Consider the following 14,783-nt stretch of genomic DNA (forward strand, 5'->3'; position numbering starts at 1 on the left):
GCTGATTACTGCTTCGTAGCGATCGCCGACGTCAGTCGGAGCTCCTCGAAACAGTCGATTCGTGAAATGTACCTTGCCCAGATGGCGGAATTGGTAGACGCACTAGTTTCAGGTACTAGCGCTTAACGGCGTGGAGGTTCGAGTCCTCTTCTGGGCACCAATTCGAGAAGGCCTCGCAGACATTGTCTGCGAGGCTTTTTTCATTGCGCGGCCTGTTTCGCCGCAACGCGCCGCGGTCGTCGGCGTCAATACAACGTCGCGCGCTGGCGCTGCGGCAGCTCGCGGTCGTACGCCGCGCCGTCGATCGACGCCTGCGTCAGCGCTTCGAGGATCGCGCCCGGCGTGGGCACGGGACGCGGCGCGTCGGGCGACACCGCCTGCCACAGGTTCGAGCGCACGATCGCCCGCGCGCACTGGAACAGCGCCGTCTCGACGGCGATCACCAGCACGCACTTCGGCAACTGCCCATTCATCGCGAAGCGCTCGAGCAACGCGGGCTCGACGCTGATCGTCGCGCGCCCGTTGACACGCAGCGTCTCGCCGACGCCGGGGATGAGGAACAGCAGCGCGACACGCGGGTCGGCGACGATGTTGCGCAGGCTGTCGATGCGGTTGTTGCCGCGGCGCTCAGGCAGCAACAGCGTGCGTTCGTCCTGCACCTCGACGAAGCCGGGCGGGTCGCCGCGCGGCGAGACATCGAGGCCGCCGGGGCCGACCGTGCCCAGCACCGCGAACGGCGAGGCCTCGATCAGCGCCTGGTAGTGCGGGTGCAGCGTCGGCACTTCCTTGCGGATCGACGCCTCGCCCACCGGACCGCACAGCGCCTCGAGTTCGGCCAACGTGGAGATGACATGGGGACGGCTGGCGGACATGACAAGGTTCCTGAGAAGCGACTCGGCGATCCCGCCATTGTCGCCGCGCCTTGCACCGCGGGCCCGCTCAGGCCGCGCCCAGGTACTTGTCGTTCTTCGCGCCGGGCGTCTTCACGACGACGTTGACCGCATCGGTCAGGGCGACGAAATCGGTGGCCTCGCCGGGCGAGAGGACGATGATGTCGCCCTCGCCCCATTCCCTGCCGCACATGCGCACGCGGCCCGACAGGATCAGCGTCACCTCGGTGGCGACCTTGTGATGGTGCAGTTCCTCGCTGTCGCCGGCCTTGTACGACTTGACGGCCACTTCGCAGGCGTCGGTCTGCAGCAGCGACGGGTCGAAGTCGCCGACGAACCAGCCCTTGAACATGTCCTGCAGCCTGCCGGTGTTCACGCCGCGCGTCCCATCAGCTGCATCTGTTCGAACGCGGCCAGTTGCTGCTCGGTCTTCAGCGGCTGGTAGCGCGACGGCTCGATCGGCGTGGCGCCGATGCGCGCGTGCTTGAGCAGCATCTCGTTGAACGCCGGCGCGGGATAGAACGCGTTGTTCACGCTCGCGTCCTTGCGGATCATCGACTTGACCGCGTCGACGAAGCCACCGACCGCGCGGAACCAGAAGACGCCGGCGGTCGCGTTGCGGCTGATCGGATTCTGCTGCGCGGCCTCGATCACCTCGCCGTCGGCATCGAGCCGCACGTACGAATAGCGCGGATGGATCGACGAGAAGGTCAGCGTGCCGGCGTCGAGGCTGCGCGCGCGGAAGTCGCGCACGACGGCGGCCATGTCCATGTCGACGATCTCGTTGGCGCTGACGATCAGCAGCTCGTCGCCGGCAGGCATCGTGGACGCCGCGAGCAGCGCGGAGCAGCCCGAGCCCTGCGTGCCGCGCAGCACGCTGACGATGCGCGCGTGCGGCGTCAGCAGCTCGACGATGTTGTCCAGGTGGTACTTGCGCACCTCGGTCTCGAGGAAGGCGAAGGTGAACTTGGCGTCGGGGATGCCGGCGCAGTTGTCGACGATGCGCTCGAGCAACGACACGCCGCCGCTCTCGGTCAGGCACAGCGGATAGTCGCCGGGCGCCTCGCCGCTGGTCGGACCGGCGGCGAGCACGAGGATGTTGATGGGATTGCTCATGGAGTCGCCTCGCCTCATGCCGCCGAACGGTTGTAGAAGGCGTCGATCTCGCGGATGCGCCCGAGGATGTTGTCGATCGAGGTCTGGCTCACATCCTGCACCACGAGCAGGTGCGCACCTGAGGCCTTGGCGGCCTTGATGCCGTTCTCGTTGTCCTCGACGACCAGGCACTCGTCCGGGCTCAGGCCGAAATGCGCCATGGCCTTGCAGTACATCTCCGGATCGGGCTTCGGCCTGGAGACATCCTCGTTGGACACCATCAGGTCGAGGTACTGCGACAGGTTGGCCTTGTCCATCATCAACTGGACCGTCGAACGGATCGAGTTGGAGCACACCGACATCCTGTAGCCCATCGCCTTGAGCGTCGACAGCGCGCGCTCCTGCGCGAAGCGCGGCTTGCACAGCGTGTGCACCATCTCCGTCGTGTAGCGCTGCTTCATCTCGTTGAGGAAGCCGTGCAGCTCGCGCGGCAGGCCGCGCTCGATCGACAGGATCTCGAGCTTGCGGCTGGTCGGAATGCCGTCGAATGTGGTCTCGTGGTCGTAGCGCGAGATCGCCATGCCGAACAGGTCCAGCGCCCGGTTGAGCGCCTCGTAATGCCATTCCTTGGCCTCGACGAGGACGCCGTCCATGTCGAACAGAACCGCCTTGATTGCAACCATCACTCGTTCCTCGTCAATTCAGGCCCAGGCACGCGAGCGCCTGTTCGGGCAGGTCGGTGCACAGGCTCAGGCCCGACCGCTCGCGCAGCGGCTTCAGCGCCGACCACAGCGCTTCAGGGTCGTCGCGCCCGTGCAGTTCCGGCGACACCACGCAGACCGCGAGACCGCGATCGAGCAGCGCGGCGATCGTGTCGACGCCGTACCAGGTGCGCTCGAAGGCGTCGAGCCAGATGCCCTTGATGCGCGACTCCAGCGCCATCGGAATCGTCTCGTACTCGCTCATGCGCAGATAGACCGGGTTGCCGGCGCGCAGCTGGTGCAGCGTGTCCGGCAGCGACATGTCGAACACGAACCACGGATGCGCGCTGTCCTTCATCGTGCGCGCGAGCGCGGTCGCCAGGCCGTCGGCCTTGATGTTGATCGCCTGCAGCAGCGGACGCGTCGCCCTGCGTGCCAGGCAGTCCAGGTAGGCCTCGAACGCCAGTGCCTCGCCCGTGGGCATGTCATGGCTGATCACCAGGCGGCCGTCGTGGTCGCGCACATCCGTCTCGGTGCCGAAGCCGAGCGCGAAGCTGCGCTCGAACGCCTCGGGCGCGTTCTTCTCGGACGCGTCGATCCAGTAGCCTCGGTGCGAGAGGACGTCCATCATTGGCACGTCGCGAGCGCCTTGTGCAGCACCGGCAGCGACTTGAACAGGTCGAGGTCGGCCGGGATGCCCAGGCCGTACATGCCGGCCGCCTCGGCGCCGATGTTGTGGATGCCGATCTGGTGGCCGTCGGCGATCAGGCGGTTGTAGACCGGCGCGACGTAGAACTCGTTGTTGACGCGCTCGTTCGCCGCGACCATGGCCTCGGCCGCGCGCACGAAGTCGGCGCCGCGGCGGAAGTTGTAGATGCCCACGGTCGCCTCGTTGGAGATGACCTGCTTCTCGGCGACGCGGTTGACGAGGCCGACCGGGTCGAGGCCGACGAAGGACCACTTCGGGTCGTCGGCGGTCATGGTCATGATCAGGCCGTCGAGGTCGTCGACGGACATCGTCGCCAGGTAATCGTCGACCGCGACGTCGCACCACTGGTCGCTGTTGACGATCATCATCGGCTGGTCGCTGTCGACATGCGCCTTGGCCGCGAGCACCGTGCAGGCCGCGCCTTCGGTCACGCCGGCTATGCCAACGACGACGGCATCGGCGCCGCCCCAGCGGCCCAGCTTGTCGCGCAGGCCGTAGGCTTCGATGTGGGACTGCTGGCAGATGAAGACGAAGCGGTGCGCCTGGCTCGGGCGCATGTTCTCGATCACCAGGCGGATCATCGGCACGCCGCTCACCGGGATCAGCGGCTTCGGGTCGGTGTAGCCGGCCTTGGCGAAGCGGGAACCCAGTCCGGCCATGGGAATGACGATGTTCAACATGGAGCGATCACTCTCGAGTTTTCTGCAGGATCAACTCTAGAGATTCGCGCGCCGCGGGGCCGCGGGAAATGCCGGGTGATTGGCGCGTATTTCGCGCCTGCCCCTCAAGACGACGGTCGGCCGGCCGACGCCCCTTCCCGCTCGACAATGCAAAAGGCCTGCGCATGGCAGGCCTCTCCTTCGTGGACGCGCGCGCCCGGCGCCGCGCTCATTCCTCGGCGTTGCGCTTGATCAGCGTCTCGATCGAGATGTTGTCGTAGTCCTCGAACGGCTGGTGGATCCACGGCGACGTCGGCAGCACTTCGACGAAGTAGTCCGGCGTGTAGGTCGAGATCGCCTTCGTCCACAACACGGCCGAGCGCAGCTCGCTGATCGCCGGCAGCCCGCGCAGACGCTCGGCGACGGCCGCCAGCGTCACGCCGGAGTCGGCCAGGTCGTCGACCAGCAGCACACGCCCCGACAGTTCGCCGCGCGGCAGCGTGATGTACTTGGCCATGTCGAGACGGCCCTGGATCGTGCCGGCCTCGGCGCGGTACGAGCTCGTCGACATGATCGCCAGCGGCTTGTCGAAGATGCGCGAGAGCATGTCGCCGGGGCGCATGCCGCCGCGCGCCAGGCACAGGATCTGGTCGAACTGCCAGCCCGAGTGGTGCACCTTCAGTGCCAGGCGTTCGATCAGTTGGTGGTATTCACCCCAGGAAATGTAGAGGTGCTTGCCGTCGTCCGTGAGCATCGTGATCCTTTGGTCGGTAATAGGGTCGCGGTGAATTGGATCAGCGGTACGGGTGCCGCAGCAGGATCGTGTGGTCGCGATCCGGGCCCGTGGACACCATGTCGATCGGCGCGCCGATCAGTTCCTTGACGCGCTCGAGGTAGCGGCGCGCGTTGAGCGGCAGCTGGTCCCACTCGGTCAGGCCGAAGGTCTTCTCCGACCAGCCCGGATACGTCTCGTAGATCGGCTCGCAGCGCGCGACGTCGTCGGCGTCGCTGGGCAGGATGTCGACGTTCAGGCCATCGAGCTTGTAGCCGATGCAGACCTTGATCTCCGACAGGCCGTCCAGCACGTCCAGCTTCGTGATGCACAGGCCGGAGATGCCGTTGATGATGATGGCGCGCTTGAGCGCCGCGGCGTCGAGCCAGCCGCAGCGGCGGGCGCGGCCGGTGACGGTGCCGCGCTCCTGGCCGACCACCGACAGGTGATGGCCGACGCCGCCCTCGTCGAGGATGTCGAGCTCGGTCGGGAACGGGCCCGAGCCGACGCGCGTCGTGTAGGCCTTGGTGATGCCCAGGATGTAGTGCAGCATGCCCGGGCCCAGGCCCGTGCCGGCGGCGGCGTTGCCGGCCACGCAGTTGCTGGAGGTGACGAACGGATAGGTGCCGTGGTCGATGTCCAGCAGCGTGCCCTGCGCGCCTTCGAACAGCAGCTTGGCGCCGGCCTGATGGGCCTTGTGCAGCGCGTAGCCGACGTCGGCCATCATCGGCTTGATCTGCTCGGCGACCTGCATCGCCTGGTCGAAGATCGGCTGGAACTCCAGCGTCGGCTGCTTAAGGCGCGTCAGCGTGGCGTTGTGCACCTCGAGCAGTTCGCGCAGCTTCTTGGCGAAGCGATCCGGGTGCTTCAGGTCCTGCACGCGCAGCGCGCGGCGCGCGACCTTGTCCTCGTAGGCCGGGCCGATGCCCTTGCCCGTCGTGCCGATCTTGCCGTCGCCGCACTCCTCGCGCTGCGCCTCGCGCGCCTTGTCCACCGCGACGTGGAACGGCATGATCAGCGGGCAGGCCTCGCTGACGAACAGGCGCGAGCGCACGTCCAGGCCGATCTTCTCGAGACGGTCGATCTCGGACAGCAGGTGGGTCGGATCGACCACCACGCCGTTGCCGATGTAGCAGTGGACGCCGTCGCGCATCACGCCCGACGGGATCAGCTGCAGCGCCGTCTTGACGCCCTTGATGACCAGCGTGTGGCCCGCGTTGTGGCCGCCCTGGAAGCGGACGACGCCTTGCGCGTGGTCGGTCAGCCAGTCGACGACCTTGCCCTTGCCCTCGTCGCCCCATTGGGTGCCGACGACGACGACGTTGCGGCCGCGCGAGGGGATGGTGGTGTTGCCTTGTTGCATGGGAAGCTCAGTCAGGAGAAATTCTTCGGCCACGGAGGGCCGGCGGTTCGTTGGCGGCGGGTGGTCAGGCGGTCGCGAGACTGCGCAGCATCCACTGGTTGTCGACGGCGACCAGCTCGCGGTCGCAGGCGAATTCCTGCGTCTCGTGGTCGTGGCCCGGCAACGCGCACACCACCGTTTCGTTATCGGCGCGCAGCGCGCGGATTGCAGCGCGCAGTCCGGCATCCTCGCTCCAGGGCGCCCGGATGGCCGCGCGCAGCGGCGCCGCGGGCATCGCGGCCGAGAGCTGGCGCAGGTCGAGGCTGAAGCCCACGGCCGGACGATTGCGGCCGAACACCGCGCCGACCTCGTCGTAGCGGCCGCCGCGCAGCAGCGCGTCGGTCGAGCCGGTGGCGTAGACGGAGAACCGCACGCCGCTGTAGTAGGCGTAGCCGCTCATGTCGGACAGGTCGAAGCCGAGCTCGATGCCGGGATGGGCGGCGTGCAGGTGGCGCCCCAGCCAGGCCAGGTCGTCGAGCGCGGCGGCGATGGCCGGATGCGCCGGCAGGATGCGGCGCGCCTCGTCGAGGACCTCGGCGCCGCCGTACAGATCGAGCAGCTTCAGCAAGGCCTCGCGCGTGGCCGGGGACAGGCCGGCGCTGAGCGTTTCCACCGCGCTGCGATCCTTCAGCGTGAGCGCGGCGACGATGTCGGCGACCGGCGCCGCCTTTTCGCCGGCCAGCAGGCTGCGCACGATGCGCGCGTCGCCCATGTCCAGCACGAGCGACTCGACGCCGGCGGCGGCCAGGCCGTCGAGCGCCAGATCCTGGATCTCGAGATCGGCCTCGAGCCCGGCGTGGCCGTAGATCTCGGCGCCGAACTGCAGCGGCTCGCGGGTGGCCAGCGGCCGGTCGGGGCGCGCGTGCAGCACCGGGCCGCAGTAGCACAGGCGTGCCACGCCCTGGCGGTTCAACAGGTGGGCGTCGATGCGGGCGACCTGCGGCGTAGTGTCGGCGCGCACACCGAGCATGCGGCCGCTCAGCTGGTCGACCAGCTTGAACGTCTTGAGATCGAGCGCGTGGCCGGTGCCCGACAGCAGCGATTCCAGGTGCTCCAGCATCGGCGGGATCACCAGCTCGAACCCATAGCTGCGGGCCAGGTCGAGCAGCTTGCGCCGCAATTCCTCGATGCGCCGCGCTTCGGACGGCAGGACATCGGCGATGTGCTCGGGCAGTAGCCAAGCAGACGTCATGAGAATGCTGAGGGGGTTAAAACCGGGATTGTACCGATGTGTCCAGCGGCGCGAAGAATGTTTCGCGCAGCACGGCACGCTGGCGGCCGCCAGCAACGGCGAAATCGACAAGCCAGCCTTCGCGCCGCCCCGGCGTCAGGGCCCGAAGACCAGCAGGATCGCCACGCCCAGCCCCAGGCTGGACAGCCCCAGCATCCGGATCTGCGCGTCGCTCAGCTGCAGCGCGCGCTCGAACATCCGGCGCCACGCGCCCGGATCGAGGAACGGCAGCAGGCCTTCGAGGATCAGCACCAGCGCGATCGCGCTGGCGAGCAGCAGGCCCACTGCTACTTCTTCTTGGCGGCCGCGGCCGCGGCCGCGTCGGCCGAGCCGGCGCCGCCGGAGCCGCGCATGGCCTTGAAGAAGTCCGAGCCGGTGTCGACGACCATCACGTCCGACTTGCTGTGGAAGCTGGCGCGGTAGGCCTCGAGGTTGCGGTAGAACTGGGCGAACTTCGGATCGCGCCCGAAGGCCTCGCCGTAGATCTGCGTGGCCTGGGCATCGGCGTCGCCCTTGGTCTTCTGGGCTTCCAGCGTGGCCCCGGCGACGATCACCGACACCTGCTTGTCGGCATCGGCGCGGATCTGCTCCTTGGTCGCCTCGCCCTCGGAGCGCAGCTGGTTGGCCACCTGCTTGCGCTCGGAGATCATGCGGTTGTAGACCGAGGCGGTGACCTCGGGCACGAAGTCGACGCGCTTGATGCGCACGTCGATGATCTCGATGCCGAACGGCTTCGATTCCTGCTCCAGGCGCGTCTTGACGTTCTGCATGATCTGCGCGCGCTCGTCGGACAGCACGCCGCGCACGGTGTGCTTGGTGACTTCCTCGTTGAACGCGGCCTGCGACACGGCCCCCAGGCGGTTCTCGAGGTTGCGCTGCTCGACGCCGTTGTTGCGGACGAACTGGCGCGGATCGTTGATGCGCCACTTCACCAGCCAGTCGATCACGAGGCTCTTCTTCTCGGCGGTGAAGATCGCGCTCGGCGACGGGTTGTCCAGCGTCTGGATCGTGCGGTCCAGCATCGACACCGTCTGCACCAGCGGCCAGTTGAAGTTCAGGCCCGGCTCGGTGATGACCGACTTGATCTCGCCGAAGGTCTTGATGACGGCGACCTGGCGCTGGTCGACGATGAACAGCGACGACGAGGCCACGAGGATGGCGACGATGACGATGCCGATCGCGAGGAAGATTCTGTTCATGGGTCGGCTCCTCAGCGGCTGTCGCGATCGCGGCCGCGCGAGTTGTCGCGCGAGCGGGCATCGGCTGCGGGGTCGGTCGGCGAGACGGCGACCGTGGTGGCGGCGGCCGCATCGGGCTGCGCCGGCGCGGCGGGCTGCGACGCGCTGGTGGCCGCGGCCGCCTGCGTCAGCTTGTCCAGCGGCAGCTGGATCAGGTTGTTGCCGCCGTGCGTGTCCACCATCACCTTGGTGACGTGCGAGAAGACGTCCTGCATCGCGTCGATGTACATGCGGTCGCGCGTCACGCCGGGCGCCTTCTGGTACTCGGCGTAGATCGCCTTGAAGCGATCGGAGTCGCCCTCCGCGGCGTTGACGATGCGCGCCTTGTAGGCCAGCGCGTCCTCGCGCAGGCGGGCGGCGTCGCCCTGCGCCGCGGGAATCACGTGGTTGGCGTAGGCCTGGCCCTCGTTCTTCAGCGCGTCGCGATCGACCCCGGCCTTGACCACGTCGCTGAACGCCGCGGTGACCTGATCGGGCGGGTTGACGCTCTCGATGTTGACGTTGGCGATCAGCACGCCGGCGTTCAGCGTGTCGAGCTGCTGCTGGATCGACTTGACCAGCGCCGCCGTCAGCGCGCCGCGCTGCTCGTACAGCACCGAGTCGATGCGGCTGGAGCCGACGATCTCGCGCACCGCCGACTCGGCGGCCTGCTCGACCGCCTTGTCCGGCTTGGAGTTCTCGAACAGGTAGGCGCGCGCGTCCTTCAGGCTGTATTGCACGCTGAAGCGGACGTCGACGATGTTCTCGTCCTGGGTCAGCATCGCGGAGTCGCGCAGGCCGCTCGTGGGCGAGATGCCGATGCCGCCGATCTCCTTGGTGCGCGTCTGCGTGAAGTCGATGGTCTGTTCGGCCTGGAACGGATACGGCCAGCGCCAGCCCCAGCCCGCTTCCACGGTGTGGCTGTAGCGGCCGAAGGTGGTCACGACGCCCTTCTGGCCTTCCTGCACGATGAACGAACCGCTGAACAGCCAGACGACCACGACGATCAGCGCGACCAGCGCCACGCCGACGCCGGCGCTGCGCGCGTCCGGCTGAAAGCCGTTGCCCGGATCGCCGCCCTTCTTGCCGAGGCCGACGAACGCCGAGAGCTTGCGCGTGAAGTCGCGCCACATCTCCTCGAGGTCGGGCGGGCCTTCCTGGCCGGCGGCCATGAAGGGGCCAAGCAACTTGCGCAGCAGGGCGCGCCGGCGCGGTGACGGCGCCGAAGACGGGGAAGTGTTCGCTGGCATGTTCATGCTGAAGATGATGGGGACGAAGACGGCGCTTTCGAGTCGACGTCGTCGTTTTGGTCTTCATTGTCGTCGAGGTCGGGGCGGGCGAACCGCTCGTCGCGCTCGAAGTCTTCCTGCGGCGCGTCCTGGCTGGCGACCACGGCGTCGGCGATCGCCTGGCGCAGCGCGTCCAGCCCCTCGCCGCCGAGGGCGCTGACGAACACGCGCGGCGTGCGCACGCCGCGCTCGCCCTCGATCGCGTCGACCAGGCTTTCCGGGCGCTGGGCGACGTCGAGGCGATCGAGCTTGTTGTAGACGAGGACCTGCGGCACCTCGTCGGCGCCGATCTCGTGCAGCACGCGCTGCACTTCCTCGAACTGTTCCTTCAGCAGCGGGCTGGCGGCGTCGATCACGTGCAGCAGCAGGTCGGCATCGGCCGCCTCCTGCAGCGTGGCGCGGAAGGCCTCGACCAGCTTGTGCGGCAGGTCGCGGATGAAGCCCACGGTGTCGGACAGCGAGACCGCTGCCTCCACCTGCTGCAGGTACATCGAGCGGGTGGTGGTGTCGAGCGTGGCGAACAGCTGGTTGGCGACGTAGGTGTCGGCCTTGACAAGCGCGTTGAACAGCGTCGACTTGCCTGCATTGGTATAGCCAACCAGCGAGACGCGGAAGGTGCCGCTGCGCTCGCGCGACTTGCGCTGCGTCTGGCGCTGCTTCTTGACCTTGACCAGGCGTTCCTTCACCTGCTTGATGCGCTCGCCGATCATGCGCTTGTCGAGTTCGATCTGCGACTCGCCCGGGCCGCCGCGCACGCCGGTGCCGCCCTGCTGGCGTTCCAGGTGGCTCCAGCGCCGCACGAGGCGCGTCGACAGGTACTGCAGCCGCGCGAGTTCCACCTGCAGCTTGCCTTCGTGGCTCTTGGCGCGCGCGGCGAAGATCTCGAGGATCAGCGCCGTGCGGTCGGCCACGCCGACGCCCAGGTGGCGTTCGAGGTTGCGCTGCTGCGCCGGCGACAGCGCCTGGTCGAACAGCACGCCCTGCGCGCGGTGCGCCAGCACCAGTTCCTTGATCTCGTCGGCCTTGCCGCTGCCCACGAACAGCGCCGGATCGGGCGCCTTGCGCCTGGCCGTGACGCGGGCGACGGGGATGTCGTCCGCGGACTCGGCCAGCAGCGCGAGTTCGTCGAGCGTCGGATCGAACGAGGAGCCGCGCCCGAAATCGACGCCCACGAGGACGACGCGCGGAGGCGCGCCGTGCGTGGAACCGCCGAGCTGAGGGCCGCGGGCGCCCTGCGAACCGTCGTCAGTCAATTCGAAGCCCGCAGACCGGACTCAGACCGCGACATCATTCCGGAGCGTCACCCGCATGGAAGTTCACGGCACGACCCGGCACGACCGTGGAGATGGCGTGCTTGTAGACCATCTGGGTGACGGTGTTGCGAAGCAGGACCACATACTGGTCAAACGATTCGATATGGCCTTGCAGCTTGATGCCGTTGACCAGATAGATCGACACCGGAACATGCTCCTTGCGCAGCAGGTTCAGGAAGGGGTCTTGTAGGAGTTGCCCTTTGTTGCTCACGATATTCTCCGTGTTGAAAGTACGTGTGTTGGGAAAGAGTTCACGTTATCACACGCGGCATCCCGCCCACCGTTCTACGGGTTAACTTTATTCTTCTTTGTCGGTGAATGGGTTACGCCCCGACCGCAGCTCGATCTTGAGCGGGGTGCCCACCAGCTTGAAGTGGTCGCGGAAACGCCCCTCGAGGAAGCGCTTGTAGGCGTCGGTGACGTGGTCCAGCGAGGTGCCGTGCACCACGATGATGGGCGGATTCATGCCGCCCTGGTGCGCATAGCGCATCTTGGGGCGATACATGCCGTCGCGGCGGGGCTGCTGGTGCTCGACAGCCTCCATCAGCAGGCGCGTGAGCACCGGCGTGGACATCTTGCGGTTGGCCGACGCGTGCGCGTCCTCGATGGACTTCCAGAGCGGGCCCAGGCCCTGGCGCTTCAGCGCGGAGATGTTGATCACCGGCGCAAACTTCAGGAAGGCCAGGCGCGACTCGATCGAGCGATCCAGCATCTGGCGCTGGTAGGCGTCGACGGCGTCCCACTTGTTGATCGCGATGACGACGGCGCGTCCGGAATCGAGGATGTAGCCCGCGATGTGGGCGTCCTGGTCGGTCACGCCCTGGGTCGCGTCGAGCAGCAGCACGACGACATTGGCATCCGCGATCGCCTGCAGCGTCTTGATGACCGAGAACTTCTCGATCGCCTCGAACACCTGCCCCTTGCGGCGCAGGCCGGCGGTGTCGATCAGCTCGAATTTCTTGCCATCGCGCTCGAAAGGCACCGTGATGGCGTCGCGCGTCGTGCCGGGCATGTCGAACGCCACGAGGCGCTCCTCGCCCAGCCAGGTGTTGATCAGCGTGGACTTGCCGACGTTGGGGCGGCCGGCCACGGCCAGGCGGATCGGCCGGTCCATCGCCGAGGCGCCGAATTCGTCGTCCTCGGACTCGGGCTCGACGCCCTCCAGCGCGGCGTCCAGCAGGCTGCGGATGCCCTGGCCGTGCGCCGCGGAGATCGGGTGCAGCTCGCCCATGCCGAGCTCGTGGAACTCGTTGAGCATCGGCGATTCGGACATGCCCTCGGCCTTGTTGACCGCGATCAGCACGTTCTTCTGCGCCGTGCGCAGGTAGCGCGCGATGTCGTGGTCCTGCACCGACAGGCCCAGGCGGATGTCGACGACGAAGATGACGACGTCGGCCTCGGCCACGGCCTGGCGCGTCTGGCGCGCCATCTCCTTGACGATGCCGGTGGTGGAATCGGGCTCGAAGCCGCCGGTGTCGACGACGATGAACTCGACGCCGTTGTGGCGGCCGTCGCCGTAGTGGCGGTCGCGCGTCAGGCCCGCGAAGTCGGCGACGATGGCGTCGCGCGTCTTCGTCAGCCGATTGAACAGCGTCGACTTGCCGACGTTGGGTCGGCCGACGAGTGCAATGACGGGTTTCACGCGCGGGGGCTCCTGGTCAGTCGCAAGGTCGCGCTCATTCCGGACGGAAGGCGAAGACGGAGCCGTCCTTGGTCGTCACCGCCAGCGTGTTGCCCGCGCGCACGGGCGCGCCGACGACGGCCGAGCCGTCGGTGGGCAGGCGCAGCAGCGGCGTGCCGGTGGTGCGGTCGAGGAAGTGCACGTTGCCCTCGTAGTCGCCGAACACGACCACCTTGCCGATGGACAGCATCCCGCTCAACTTGCGGTTCTGGAACTTGTCGCTGAGCCACAACGATTCGCCGTTGGCGCGGCGGCGCGCACTCAGGCGGTCGCTGGCGTCGCCGGAGAACACGTAGTCCTCGTCGGCGCCGATCGCCTGCGCGCCGCCGGTGTTGATCGACCACAGCGCCGTGACGCGCTCCGCGTCGACGCAGCCGATGCCGTTCTGGAATGCGCGGATGCAGTAGGTGCTGCCGACGCGCGCCGCCGGGCCGACCAGGTCGGCCAGGCGCTCGACTTCGTTGGTGCCGCGCGGCGCAGCCACCGGCACTTCCCAGCGAACCGTGCCCTTGAGCGGATCGAGCGCGGTCAGGCGCGCGCCCAGGCCGAACAGCAGCGTGTCCTGGTAGGACGTCAACACGCCGGCCTGCGACAGCGTCAGGGCGTCGCCCGGCTTCGCGTAGACCCACAGCTTCTTGCCGTCGAGGGCGTCGAAGGCCTGCACGGAGCGATCCACGCCCAGCACGAACACGCGCTCGCCGGCGACGAACGGCGCGGTCACGACCGCGCTCTCCAGGTGCTGGCGCCAGAGGATCTTGCCGCCGTCCAGCGTCACCAGATCGCCGTCGCGCGTGACGACCGCGCTGAAGCGGCCGTCGCTGCCGACGCCGGTGGACAGGCGCCCGCCCACGTCCGCGCGCCAGTTCTCCCTGCCGCTGTCGGCGTCGACCGAGACCAGCACGCCGTTGAGCGCGCCGATGACGAAGTTGCTGCCGGCCACCGCCAGGCCCTGCGCGCCGAAGCCGGCGCTGCCGGTGATCGAACTGAACGCCGCGCCACCCAGGCTCAGCTTCCAGACCTGGTGGCCGGAGATCTTGGCCGCCAGCGGCTCCAGCGGGGTGGGCTTGGCCACGTCGTCGGCGCAGCCGGCCAGCAGCGCGCCAGTAGCGACGAGCGCCATCGCGGCGAGGGCACGCACGGTCAGCGCGCCCTTCATTGCGCGGCTCCCGAGGCGGCGGAAGCGGCCGGCGCGGCGCCCAGCGCCGTCAGCTTGGCCTGGACGAGGATGCGGTACTGCGTCGTCTCCGGCAGGCCGTCGTAGGCCACCTTGTAGGCCTTGACGGCGGCGTCCTTCTGGCCCTGGGCCAGCTCGATGTCCCCGCGGCGGTCGGACACCAGCGGCGCGAACGACGCCGGCTTGACCAGCACGAGTTCCTTCAGGGCGTCGTCGTACTTCTTCGCATCGGCCAGCACGCCGGCCAGGCGCAGGTGGGCGACGGCGGCGTTCTCTTCGTTGCCGTTGTCGGCCACCCAGCGCAGGTTGGCCGTGGCGCTGGCGCTGTCGCCCTTGTCGGCCTGCGTCTTGGCGGTGAGCAGCGCGCCGAGCTGCGTGTACGTGGTCTTGGACGCCTTGGACTGCATGTCGCCCAGGATCTGCGCGGCGCGCTTGGCGTCCCCGGCTGCGGCGGCCGTCTGCAGCTCGCCGTACATCGTGCTGGCGACGGCCGCCTTGTCGCGCTCCAGCTTCTGCCACCACGTCCAGCCGGCGAAGACGGCCAGCACCAGCGTGACCGTCCACATGATCAGGTTGCCGTACTTGGCCCAGAACGCCTTGAGGGCGTCGATCTGTTCTTGTTCCTGGAGATCGAGTTGTTGTGCCATCGG

At 68.1% G+C, this 14,783-nt stretch carries 17 protein-coding genes and 1 tRNA gene; 1 reads left to right on the forward strand and 17 read right to left on the reverse strand.

The window, feature by feature from the left end:
* Positions 1–75: 75 nt before the first annotated feature.
* Positions 76–160, forward strand: a tRNA-Leu gene (locus LPC04_RS12810).
* 85 nt (positions 161–245) lie between these two features.
* On the opposite strand, the gene LPC04_RS12815 is transcribed toward LPC04_RS12810, so the two are convergent.
* The 17 genes from LPC04_RS12815 to LPC04_RS12895 form a co-directional block, all read right to left on the reverse strand.
* A complete protein-coding gene (locus LPC04_RS12815; protein ID WP_275682610.1) occupies positions 246–872 on the reverse strand; it encodes a pyridoxamine 5'-phosphate oxidase family protein in 627 nt (208 codons plus the stop codon).
* A gap of 67 nt (positions 873–939) precedes the next feature.
* Positions 940–1,266 carry a cupin domain-containing protein gene (locus LPC04_RS12820; RefSeq protein WP_275682611.1) on the reverse strand — a complete coding sequence of 109 codons (327 nt, stop codon included), beginning with the start codon at positions 1,264–1,266 and terminating at the stop codon, positions 940–942.
* Positions 1,263–2,006 carry a glycosyltransferase family 2 protein gene (locus LPC04_RS12825; RefSeq protein ID WP_275682612.1) on the reverse strand — a complete coding sequence of 248 codons (744 nt, stop codon included), beginning with the start codon at positions 2,004–2,006 and terminating at the stop codon, positions 1,263–1,265. The genes LPC04_RS12820 and LPC04_RS12825 overlap by 4 nt, the downstream gene beginning before the upstream one ends.
* Positions 2,007–2,020: 14 nt before the next feature.
* The gene (locus LPC04_RS12830) at positions 2,021–2,668 is read right to left on the reverse strand and encodes an HAD family hydrolase (RefSeq protein WP_275682613.1); all 648 of its coding nucleotides are present in this window, start codon (positions 2,666–2,668) and stop codon (positions 2,021–2,023) included.
* A gap of 13 nt (positions 2,669–2,681) precedes the next feature.
* Positions 2,682–3,314, reverse strand: coding sequence for a PI-PLC domain-containing protein (locus LPC04_RS12835; protein WP_275682614.1), 633 nt, complete (start codon positions 3,312–3,314; stop codon positions 2,682–2,684).
* Positions 3,314–4,075, reverse strand: a complete 762-nt coding sequence (locus LPC04_RS12840; RefSeq protein WP_275682615.1) for a glycosyltransferase family 2 protein — start codon at positions 4,073–4,075, stop codon at positions 3,314–3,316. Before LPC04_RS12840 ends, LPC04_RS12835 begins: the two co-directional genes overlap by 1 nt.
* 208 nt (positions 4,076–4,283) lie before the next feature.
* On the reverse strand, positions 4,284–4,808 hold the full coding sequence (locus LPC04_RS12845) for a phosphoribosyltransferase (RefSeq protein ID WP_275682616.1): 525 nt from the start codon (positions 4,806–4,808) through the stop codon (positions 4,284–4,286).
* A gap of 40 nt (positions 4,809–4,848) precedes the next feature.
* A complete protein-coding gene (locus LPC04_RS12850; protein WP_275682617.1) occupies positions 4,849–6,189 on the reverse strand; it encodes an adenylosuccinate synthase in 1,341 nt (446 codons plus the stop codon).
* A 64-nt stretch (positions 6,190–6,253) separates the two neighbouring features.
* A complete protein-coding gene (locus LPC04_RS12855; protein WP_275682618.1) occupies positions 6,254–7,420 on the reverse strand; it encodes an ATP phosphoribosyltransferase regulatory subunit in 1,167 nt (388 codons plus the stop codon).
* 135 nt (positions 7,421–7,555) lie between these two features.
* A complete protein-coding gene (locus LPC04_RS12860; protein ID WP_275682619.1) occupies positions 7,556–7,744 on the reverse strand; it encodes a DUF2065 domain-containing protein in 189 nt (62 codons plus the stop codon).
* A 2-nt stretch (positions 7,745–7,746) separates the two neighbouring features.
* Positions 7,747–8,658 carry a protease modulator HflC gene (gene hflC, locus LPC04_RS12865; protein WP_275682620.1) on the reverse strand — a complete coding sequence of 304 codons (912 nt, stop codon included), beginning with the start codon at positions 8,656–8,658 and terminating at the stop codon, positions 7,747–7,749.
* A gap of 11 nt (positions 8,659–8,669) precedes the next feature.
* Positions 8,670–9,863 carry an FtsH protease activity modulator HflK gene (gene hflK / locus LPC04_RS12870; protein WP_275682621.1) on the reverse strand — a complete coding sequence of 398 codons (1,194 nt, stop codon included), beginning with the start codon at positions 9,861–9,863 and terminating at the stop codon, positions 8,670–8,672.
* Between the two features lie 65 nt (positions 9,864–9,928).
* Positions 9,929–11,137 carry a GTPase HflX gene (hflX, locus tag LPC04_RS12875; RefSeq protein ID WP_275682673.1) on the reverse strand — a complete coding sequence of 403 codons (1,209 nt, stop codon included), beginning with the start codon at positions 11,135–11,137 and terminating at the stop codon, positions 9,929–9,931.
* Positions 11,138–11,252: 115 nt separating this feature from the next.
* Positions 11,253–11,489, reverse strand: a complete 237-nt coding sequence (gene hfq / locus LPC04_RS12880; protein ID WP_275682622.1) for an RNA chaperone Hfq — start codon at positions 11,487–11,489, stop codon at positions 11,253–11,255.
* Positions 11,490–11,576: 87 nt separating this feature from the next.
* Positions 11,577–12,920, reverse strand: coding sequence for a ribosome biogenesis GTPase Der (der, locus tag LPC04_RS12885; protein ID WP_275682623.1), 1,344 nt, complete (start codon positions 12,918–12,920; stop codon positions 11,577–11,579).
* A 34-nt stretch (positions 12,921–12,954) separates the two neighbouring features.
* Positions 12,955–14,115, reverse strand: a complete 1,161-nt coding sequence (locus LPC04_RS12890) for an outer membrane protein assembly factor BamB (protein WP_275682624.1) — start codon at positions 14,113–14,115, stop codon at positions 12,955–12,957.
* Complete coding sequence (locus LPC04_RS12895) at positions 14,112–14,780, reverse strand: YfgM family protein (RefSeq protein ID WP_275682625.1); 669 nt, start codon at positions 14,778–14,780, stop codon at positions 14,112–14,114. The genes LPC04_RS12890 and LPC04_RS12895 overlap by 4 nt, the downstream gene beginning before the upstream one ends.
* Positions 14,781–14,783 lie beyond the last annotated feature (3 nt).

This window comes from Scleromatobacter humisilvae (assembly GCF_023231945.1).
In the GTDB taxonomy this organism is placed as follows: domain Bacteria; phylum Pseudomonadota; class Gammaproteobacteria; order Burkholderiales; family Burkholderiaceae_C; genus Scleromatobacter; species Scleromatobacter humisilvae.

What these genes read in the sequence shown, in the direction of transcription:
- LPC04_RS12815 (WP_275682610.1), bottom strand. Translation starts at nt 872, where the DNA reads ATGTCCGCCAGCCGTCCCCATGTCATCTCCACGTTGGCCGAACTCGAG.
- LPC04_RS12825 (WP_275682612.1), bottom strand. Translation starts at nt 2,006, where the DNA reads ATGAGCAATCCCATCAACATCCTCGTGCTCGCCGCCGGTCCGACCAGC.
- LPC04_RS12830 (WP_275682613.1), bottom strand. Translation starts at nt 2,668, where the DNA reads ATGGTTGCAATCAAGGCGGTTCTGTTCGACATGGACGGCGTCCTCGTC.
- LPC04_RS12835 (WP_275682614.1), bottom strand. Translation starts at nt 3,314, where the DNA reads ATGGACGTCCTCTCGCACCGAGGCTACTGGATCGACGCGTCCGAGAAG.
- LPC04_RS12840 (WP_275682615.1), bottom strand. Translation starts at nt 4,075, where the DNA reads ATGTTGAACATCGTCATTCCCATGGCCGGACTGGGTTCCCGCTTCGCC.
- LPC04_RS12845 (WP_275682616.1), bottom strand. Translation starts at nt 4,808, where the DNA reads ATGCTCACGGACGACGGCAAGCACCTCTACATTTCCTGGGGTGAATAC.
- LPC04_RS12850 (WP_275682617.1), bottom strand. Translation starts at nt 6,189, where the DNA reads ATGCAACAAGGCAACACCACCATCCCCTCGCGCGGCCGCAACGTCGTC.
- LPC04_RS12855 (WP_275682618.1), bottom strand. Translation starts at nt 7,420, where the DNA reads ATGACGTCTGCTTGGCTACTGCCCGAGCACATCGCCGATGTCCTGCCG.
- hflC (WP_275682620.1), bottom strand. Translation starts at nt 8,658, where the DNA reads ATGAACAGAATCTTCCTCGCGATCGGCATCGTCATCGTCGCCATCCTC.
- LPC04_RS12890 (WP_275682624.1), bottom strand. Translation starts at nt 14,115, where the DNA reads ATGAAGGGCGCGCTGACCGTGCGTGCCCTCGCCGCGATGGCGCTCGTC.
- LPC04_RS12895 (WP_275682625.1), bottom strand. Translation starts at nt 14,780, where the DNA reads ATGGCACAACAACTCGATCTCCAGGAACAAGAACAGATCGACGCCCTC.